Annotated in this window: 8 protein-coding genes; 2 read left to right on the top strand and 6 right to left on the bottom strand. The window is 70.2% G+C overall.

The window, feature by feature from the left end:
- Positions 1-129: 129 nt before the first annotated feature.
- From soxX to VNS22_RS07235, 6 genes are all read right to left on the bottom strand, one after another.
- The gene (gene soxX, locus VNS22_RS07260) at positions 130-579 is read right to left on the bottom strand and encodes a sulfur oxidation c-type cytochrome SoxX (RefSeq protein ID WP_325731065.1); all 450 of its coding nucleotides are present in this window, start codon (positions 577-579) and stop codon (positions 130-132) included.
- Positions 576-1,868 (bottom strand): NAD(P)/FAD-dependent oxidoreductase, encoded by a 1,293-nt coding sequence (locus VNS22_RS07255; RefSeq protein ID WP_325731063.1) that lies wholly within the window; start codon positions 1,866-1,868, stop codon positions 576-578. Before VNS22_RS07255 ends, soxX begins: the two co-directional genes overlap by 4 nt.
- A complete protein-coding gene (locus tag VNS22_RS07250) occupies positions 1,831-2,139 on the bottom strand; it encodes a c-type cytochrome (protein WP_325731061.1) in 309 nt (102 codons plus the stop codon). The genes VNS22_RS07255 and VNS22_RS07250 overlap by 38 nt, the downstream gene beginning before the upstream one ends.
- Positions 2,136-4,310, bottom strand: coding sequence for a xanthine dehydrogenase family protein molybdopterin-binding subunit (locus VNS22_RS07245; protein ID WP_325731059.1), 2,175 nt, complete (start codon positions 4,308-4,310; stop codon positions 2,136-2,138). Before VNS22_RS07245 ends, VNS22_RS07250 begins: the two co-directional genes overlap by 4 nt.
- An 11-nt stretch (positions 4,311-4,321) precedes the next feature.
- Complete coding sequence (locus tag VNS22_RS07240) at positions 4,322-4,792, bottom strand: (2Fe-2S)-binding protein (protein WP_325731057.1); 471 nt, start codon at positions 4,790-4,792, stop codon at positions 4,322-4,324.
- A 197-nt stretch (positions 4,793-4,989) separates the two neighbouring features.
- The gene (locus VNS22_RS07235; protein WP_325731055.1) at positions 4,990-5,373 is read right to left on the bottom strand and encodes a c-type cytochrome; all 384 of its coding nucleotides are present in this window, start codon (positions 5,371-5,373) and stop codon (positions 4,990-4,992) included.
- 302 nt (positions 5,374-5,675) lie between these two features.
- Between VNS22_RS07235 and VNS22_RS07230 the strand changes: the two genes are divergently transcribed.
- Complete coding sequence (locus VNS22_RS07230) at positions 5,676-6,395, top strand: response regulator (protein ID WP_325731053.1); 720 nt, start codon at positions 5,676-5,678, stop codon at positions 6,393-6,395.
- A partial coding sequence (locus VNS22_RS07225) for a HAMP domain-containing protein (protein ID WP_325731051.1) occupies positions 6,392-7,571 on the top strand: 1,180 nt, incomplete at its 3' end. The genes VNS22_RS07230 and VNS22_RS07225, both read left to right, overlap by 4 nt.

The following is a 7,571-nucleotide window of genomic DNA, read 5'->3' as shown; positions in this document are numbered from 1 at the left end:
ACCAGGGGCGACAGGTCGAGCGTGACCTTGCCGGTGCGCACCGCCACGCCGTTGGTGAACGCCCGGATCACCTCGTCCAGCGGGGGGCGGTCATAGGCCAGGCGCGGCGTCGGCTCGCTCGGCATCGGCTCAGTCCTTCAGGCTCGCGAGATGGGCGACCAGGTCCTCGATCTCGGCAGCGGACAGGATCGTCCGGCCGGCAAAGGCCTCTGCCACGTTCTGGCCGGGATCGGGCTGGCGATAATAGGCCGGCATGATCGTTCCCGGGTCCAGATGCTTCGGGTCGACGATGCGCAGCCGGATCTGCCCGGCATCGAGCCGCGCCCCCACGCCCGAAAGGTCGGGGCCGAGCGTGCCCTGGAGATGCGGGTCGGGCCAGGGGCCGGCATGGCAGAGGACGCACAGGCTCTTGTGCCGCTCGCCGATCAGGGCGGCACCCCTGGCGGGATCGCCGGGCCCGCCGGTGAGCGGGGCCGGGATGGCGTCGCCCACGATCCGGTAGGGGACCGGGGCCTCCTCGGCATCCGCCGGGAGTGCGGCCAGGGCCAGGATCGCAGCACCGACACCCGCAGGCTTCATCCGAACACTTCGTCCGTGACCGTCCGGAACCAGGCCTCGGCATAGGCGGCCTCCGCCTGGCGCACCGCTGCCGGGGCCTCCAGCGGGCTCACCCCGCCGGCCCCTTCGACCTCGGCCAGCAGCCCGTCCTTGGGCGCATAGACCCCGGCGATCGAGATGCCGTAGTCGGGCGCCACCAGGCTGTAGCAGGTGTTGATCAGCTTGGGCGTGGGCGGCGCCTCCTCCCGCACCAGGTGGATGATCGCCGCGGCACAGGCCTTGGCCTGGGCATTGGCGCTGAACGCGGATTTGGGCATGGCCCCGCCGATCGCGGCATCGCCGATCACATGGATGCCGGGCACCAGCGTCGATTCGAACGTCACCGGGTCGATCGGGCACCAGCCGGTCGCATCCGCCACCCCGGCGAGCGCTGCGATGGCCCCGGCCCGCTGCGGCGGGATGACGTTGGCGACATCGGCCCGGTGGCTGCCGAACTCGGTCACCAGCGTATTGGCCCCGGGATCGACCTCGGTGACCTGGCCGCCGAACGACAGGGACACCCATTCGATCAGGCCGGGATAGAGCTCTGCCCAGGCTTCCTCGAACAGGCGCTGCTTGGAGAACTGGTCCTTGGCATCGAGGATGATCAGCTTGGCGCGGGGCTTGTGGGTCTTGAGGTAGTGCGCGATCAGGCTTGCCCGCTCATACGGCCCGGGCGGGCAGCGGAACGGGTTGGCCGGCACCGCCATGACCACCTGGCCGCCGTCGGGCATCGCCCCCAGCTGGCGGCGCAGCAGCTCGGTCTGCGGCCCGGCCTTCCAGGCATGTGGCATGCGCTCGGAAGCCGCCTCGTCATAGCCCGGGATCGCGTCGAAGCGCAGGTCCACGCCCGGTGCCACCACCAGGCGCTGATAGTCGAGCTCCGCTCCGTCCCCCAGGCGGACCCGGCGCCGCTCCGGGTCGACCGCCACCGCGGGCTGACGGGCGATCGTGACGCCGGCCGCGGCGATGCCGGCATAGCCGAACGCCTGTTCGTCCAGCTCGCGCAGCCCGGCCACCACGAGGTTGCTGAACGGGCAGGCGAGATAGCGCTCGGCCGGCTCGACCAGCGTGACCGCGAGGCCGGGATCGGCCTGCTTCAGGCTGCGGGCGCAGGTCGCCCCGGCAAAGCCGCCGCCGATCACCACCACCGGTGCTGCCGCCTGGCCGAGCGCCGCCGGGGTGCTGAGCCCCAGCAGCGCACCCGTCGCGAGGGCACCCTGGAGGGTCGTTCTACGGCTGGGCCCGCTGGGCAGCGAGCCAGTCGGCAATGGCGCGGATCTCGTCATCCGTGAATCCCTTGGCGATCCGGTCCATGACCGTGGCCTCGCGCTGGCCGGTGCGGAACGCCGCCATCGCGGCGACCGTGTCCTCGGCCGGCCGGCCCTGCAGGCTCGGGACCGGCCCCTCCGCCCCGGTCGGGCCATGGCAGCCGGAGCAGGACGCCGCACCCGGTGGCGGCTCCGCCTGGGCCGGCCCGATGCCGGCCGCGGCGACGACTGCCAGGGCGCAGCCCAGGGCCAGCCGGCACAGCGGGCTCATGCGAGGTCGTGGTTCTTGAGCGGCAGGGTGCGGATGCGCTTGCCGGTGGCGGCGAAGATCGCATTCAGCACTGCCGGGGCCGCCACCGCGATGGTGGGCTCCCCGACCCCGCCCCAGAACCCGCCCGACGGCATGATGATTGTCTCCACCGCCGGCATCGAATCCATCAGCATGACCTGGTAGCTGTCGAAGTTCTCCTGCTCCATCCGGCCCCCGCTGACGGTGCATTCGCCATAGAGTGCCGCCGACAGGCCATAGACGAACGAGCCCTCGACCTGGCGCTCTACCTGGGCAGGGTTGACCACATGGCCGGGATCGGTCGCCGCCACGATCCGGTGGATCCGCAGCTGGCCGTCGGTGACCGAGACCTCGGCCGCCGCGGCCACGTAGCTGCCGAAGCCCATGATCTGGGCGAGCCCTCGGTGCCTGCCCTCGGGCGGCGGCTCGCTCCAGCCGATCCCGTTCGCCGCTGCCTCCAGCACTGCCAGGTGCCTTGGGTGGTTCGCCATCAGCCGACGGCGGAAGGCCAAAGGCTCGACTCCGGCGGCATGGGCCAGCTCGTCGATGAAGCACTCCACATAGATGGCGTTCTGGTTGAGGTTCACCCCGCGCCAGAAGCCGGGCGGCACCGGCGGGTTGCGCATCGCGTGGTCGATCAGGAGGTTTTGCACGGTGTAGCCGAACGAGCCTTCCGGGTTGTCGGCGGTGAGCCCCTGGAACACTACCGGGTCCTGGCCGCCGACCATGCCTTCCGGCCGGACCGAGGCCAGGATCGACTGGCCGGAGATCCGCATGTGCAGGGCGCTGACCTCGCCGTCCGGGCCGAGTGCTGCCGTCAGCTTGCAGCGCGTGGTCGGGTGGTAGTTCCCGTGCAGCATGTCCTCCTCGCGCGTCCAGAGCAGCTTCACGGGCGTACCCGGCATCTCCCGCGCAATCCGCACGGCCTGGCGCACATAATCCTGGAAGTTGCCGCGCCGGCCGAACCCGCCGCCCAGATGGATCTTGTGCACCTCGCATTTATCCACCGGCAGCTCGGCCGCTTCGGCGGCGACTGCCAGGCTCGATTCGCCGTTCTGGGTGGGGACCCACACCTCGCAGCGCTCCGGGGTCCAGACCGCCGTGGCGTTCATGGGCTCCATGGTGGCGTGGTTCTGGTAGGGGAAGGCATAGACGGCGCTGACCGTCCGCGTGGCGTTGGCGAGTGCTCCGCGGGCATCACCCATCTCCGTGCCGATGAACGCATCCGCCGCGTCCAGCCCTTCCTCCAGCATCGCCTGGATCGAGGCGCTGGACAGGTCGCGGTTCGGCCCCTCGTCCCAGGTGATCGGCAGGGCATCGAGCGCGGTCTTGGCCTGCCACCACGTGGCGGCGACCACCGCGACTGCCGTGTCGTCGAGCTGGACGACCCGCTGGACCCCGGGCATGCCGGTGACCGCCTGGGCGTCGAAGCCGGCGAGCCTGCCGCCGAAATAGGGACAGGCTTTGATCGCCGCATTGACCATGCCGGGCATGGTCAGATCCGCACCATAGACCTGCTTGCCGGTGAGCTTGTCGCGCGTGTCGAGCCTGGGCAGAGGCTGGCCGGCGATCTTCCAGTCCTTCGGGTCTTTCAGCTGCACCTCGGCGGGCGGGCTTATGGCGGAAGCTGCCGCCGCCATCTTGCCATAGGTCGTGGTGCGCCCGCTTCCCGGATGGCTGATCACGCCCTTCTCGACCCGGCATTCGGCAGCCGGCACGTCCCATTCGACGGCCGCCGCCGCGATCAGCATCTCGCGCGCGGCCGCCCCGCCCTGGCGGACATAGTCGTGGGAATCGCGGATGCCGCGGCTGCCGCCGGTGGAGAAGCTGCCCCAGACCCGGTCTCGGGCGATGTTCTGGCCGGGTGTCGGATATTCGGTGGTGACGTTCGCCCAGTCGCACTCGAATTCCTCGGCGACCAGCTGGGCCAGGCCCGTGAGCGTGCCCTGCCCCATCTCCGAGCGGGCGACGCGGACCACCACCGTCTCGTCCGGATGGATCACCACCCAGGCATTGATCTCCGGGACCGCCGCCGGGGCCGCAGCGGTGGCCGCCTTCGCCTGGAACGGCACGTGGAAGCCCAAGGAGAAGCCGCCGAGCGCTGCCGCCGAGCCGGCGACGAAATGGCGGCGCGAAAGCTGGACGCGGGTCATTCGCCGTCTCCTCAGCCGTTCTCGGTGGCGTCGCTGCCGGCCGCGGCCAGCTTGATCGCCGCGCGCACGCGATTGTAGGTGCCGCAGCGGCAGATATTGGTGATCTCGGTGCTGATGTCGTCGTCGCTGGGGCTCGGATTGGCCGCGAGCAGGCCGGCGGCCGCCATGATCATCCCGGGCTGGCAGTAGCCGCATTGCGGCACGTCCAGCTCCAGCCAGGCCTGCTGCACCGGGTGCGAGCCGTCCGGGGACAAGCCCTCGATCGTCACGATCGCCTGCTCAGGGGTGAGCGCGCTGACCGGCAGGACGCAGGAACGGGTGGCGACGCCGTCCACATGGACCGTGCAGGCCCCGCACATGGCGATGCCGCAGCCGAACTTGGTCCCGGTCATCTCCAACTGCTCGCGCAGCACCCAGAGCAGGGGGGTTTCGGGATCGACGTCGACGTCGCGAGTGGCGCCGTTGATGGTCAGTCGAACCATGCTGTGTTCCTCATGCGAAGGGAGGAGCGTTCCTGTCCTGGGCGTTCTGGGCCGATGGCACCCCGCCTGATCGCATTTTCCTGAGCTGGAACTGTCGCAGAAACTTGTCCTGCATGCCCCGACTTCTTCCCGATCTGTCGCGAATCGCGCCTTGCGACAAGAATTGATACAATTCCAGCGAGTGCCGCGGCCTCAGCTCACGGCGCGTCACCGCGTCCGTCCAGATAGGCGATGACCGCCGCGCGCTCCGCGGGTGCGCGCAGGCCGATGGTCATGGTCGTGCCCGGCACCAGTTGCCGGGGATTGGCGAGATAGGCGTCGATGGTCTCGCTGCTCCAGACGATCCCGGACTCCCGCAGCGCAGGGGAATAGCGGGCACCCTCCAGTGTGCCGGCCGTGCGGCCCAGCACTCCGGCAAGGCTCGGCCCCACCCGGTTCTGGCCGGGCTCGACCGAGTGGCAGGTGCCGCAGCGTGTGCGAAACAGGCGCTCGCCATCGGCGGCCTGCTGGGCCAAGGCCGGCGAAGTCATCGTCTGGGCGGTGAGCAGGGCGAGCGTCAGGGCGAGGGCCATCCGGGTCATCGATGGTCTCCGTTGCATAGCTGGGTGATAGGCGGGCTGGCAGGGGCCACGCCGTGAGCGACCCCTGCCGACCGTCATCCTGGCCGCGTCTGTTCGCCATCATTTGTCAGGCGACCTGCTGAACTGTCGCCAGATGTGACGGCGGGGGCGGTTGGTACAGATCGATACAGTTACGATGCGGATGACCGTGCAGGGCTGCTGGTCAAGCCCGCCCGGGCACACCTAGACTGCCGCCGACCGTGATCAGAGGCCGTGATCAGAGGCATGGTCGTCATCGTCAGCAGCGTCGCACGGAAGGTCCCATGGAGCCGGCACCCCATATCGCCGTGGTCGACGATCATCGCGACATCCGCGACCTGGTCGGCCGCTACCTGGCCCAGCACGGCTATCGGGTCAGCGTGGCGGAGAACGGCGCAGCACTCCGGCGCCTCTTGGAGCGCAGCGCCCCGGACCTCGTGATCCTCGACATCATGATGCCGGGCGAGGACGGGCTCAGCCTGTGCCGCCACCTGCGCGGCACCACCGAGGTGCCGATCATCTTCCTGACCGCCATGGTCGAGGACACCGACCGGATCGTCGGGCTGGAGCTGGGAGCGGACGACTACCTGACCAAGCCCTTCAACCCCCGCGAGCTCCTGGCCCGGATCAAGGCGGTGCTGCGCCGGGTCAACAGCCTGCCGCCGCAGCGGATCAAGCTGAAGGCCAGGATGCTCAGCTTCGACCGCTGGATGCTCAATGTCGGCCGGCGCGAGCTGGTGGACAGCGACGGGGTGGCGGTACCGCTGAGTACCGCCGAGTTCCGGCTGCTCACCGCCTTTCTCGACCATGCCGGCCTGATCCTGAGCCGCGACCAGCTGCTCGACCTGACGGTCGGCCGCGCCGCGGACAGTTTCGACCGGAGCATCGACAACCAGGTCAGCCGGCTGCGCAAGAAGATCGAGCTGGACCCGAGGAACCCGATGCTGATCAAGACCCACTGGGGCGGCGGCTACAGCTTCATGGCGGAGGTCTGCGAGGCATGACCCGCCTGTGGCGCCGCAGCCTGGCCGCGCAGTTCATCTTCTTCATGCTGCTGGCGCTGGCGCTCTCGCAGGGCATCGGCTTTCTCACCTCCTGGAATGCGCGCGACCAGGCGCTCCGGCTGGCGGCCAAGGGCGAGTTCCTGAGCCGCACGGGCTCGCTGGCCCTCCTCCTGGAAGCGACCCCGCCGGACCTGGCCCCGGAGATCCTGCGCGTCAGCGACACGGCCTATACCCGCTTCTGGATCTCGCCGGATGAGCCCCCGGACGTGCCGGCCTGGCGTGCCGAGGCGCAGGGCCATCTCGCCACCCCGCTGCCCAGCCTGAAGCAGCTGCACGGCAAGGCGGTGGACCCGCCGGCAGCACCGGCACCGCCGGTGGCACTCGCCGCGGAGCCTGCACCGGATGAAGGTTGGGCCGACTGGCGGGAGCTGCCGCCCCAGGCCTGGCCGCTCTCGCGCGCGGCGAAGTTCATCTATCTCGACCAGGCCTATGGCATGGGCCTGGCCGTGCGGCTGGAGAACGGCGCCTGGCTGAACGCCGTCTATGCCAAGTCGGTACCGAACGCGCTCTGGACGCCGCAATCGGCGACCTCGCTCGGGATCACCGCGCTGGTGCTCTCGGTGATCGCCGTGATCGTGGCGCGCAGCGTCGCCCGGCCGCTGCGCCGGCTGGCCGCGGCGGCCGAGCTCCTGGGACGCGGCGAGACGGTCGAGCCCCTGCCCGAGACCGGCCCGGACGACATCCGCCAGACCGCGGAGGCCTTCAACCGGATGCAGGCCCGCCTGCAGCGCTTCGTCGAGGATCGCACCCGGATGCTGGCCGCGATCGGCCACGACCTGCGCACGCCGCTCACTTCGCTCCGCCTGCGCGCGGAGTTCGTGGCCGACCCCGAGATCCAGGAGAAGATGCTCAAGACGATCGGCGAGATCCAGACCATGACCGAGGCGGCGCTCGCGTTCGCGCGGGAGGAAGCCACAGCGGAACGGACCCGGACTGTCGACCTGGCGGCGCTGGTCGAGAGCCTGTGCGACGACCTGGCCGATCTCGGCCAGGACGTGACCTTCCTGGACAGCCCGCGCTTCAGCTACCGCTGCCGGCCGGATGCGCTGCGCCGCTCGGTGCGCAACCTCGTCGAGAACGCGGTCCGCTACGGCGAGCGTGCACGGGTCAGGGTCG

The organism is Geminicoccus sp. (assembly GCF_035556675.1).
Classification (GTDB): Bacteria; Pseudomonadota; Alphaproteobacteria; order Geminicoccales; family Geminicoccaceae; genus Geminicoccus.
The sequence above is the reverse complement of the archived record's forward strand: the minus strand, read 5'-3'. Positions and strand labels throughout refer to the sequence as shown.

Excerpts from the sequence above, each read along its gene's own strand:
- VNS22_RS07250 (WP_325731061.1), bottom strand. The coding sequence starts at position 2,139 with ATGAGCCCGCTGTGCCGGCTGGCCCTGGGCTGCGCCCTGGCAGTCGTC.
- soxX (WP_325731065.1), bottom strand. The coding sequence starts at position 579 with ATGAAGCCTGCGGGTGTCGGTGCTGCGATCCTGGCCCTGGCCGCACTC.
- VNS22_RS07240 (WP_325731057.1), bottom strand. The coding sequence starts at position 4,792 with ATGGTTCGACTGACCATCAACGGCGCCACTCGCGACGTCGACGTCGAT.
- VNS22_RS07245 (WP_325731059.1), bottom strand. The coding sequence starts at position 4,310 with ATGACCCGCGTCCAGCTTTCGCGCCGCCATTTCGTCGCCGGCTCGGCG.
- VNS22_RS07230 (WP_325731053.1), top strand. The coding sequence starts at position 5,676 with ATGGAGCCGGCACCCCATATCGCCGTGGTCGACGATCATCGCGACATC.
- VNS22_RS07235 (WP_325731055.1), bottom strand. The coding sequence starts at position 5,373 with ATGACCCGGATGGCCCTCGCCCTGACGCTCGCCCTGCTCACCGCCCAG.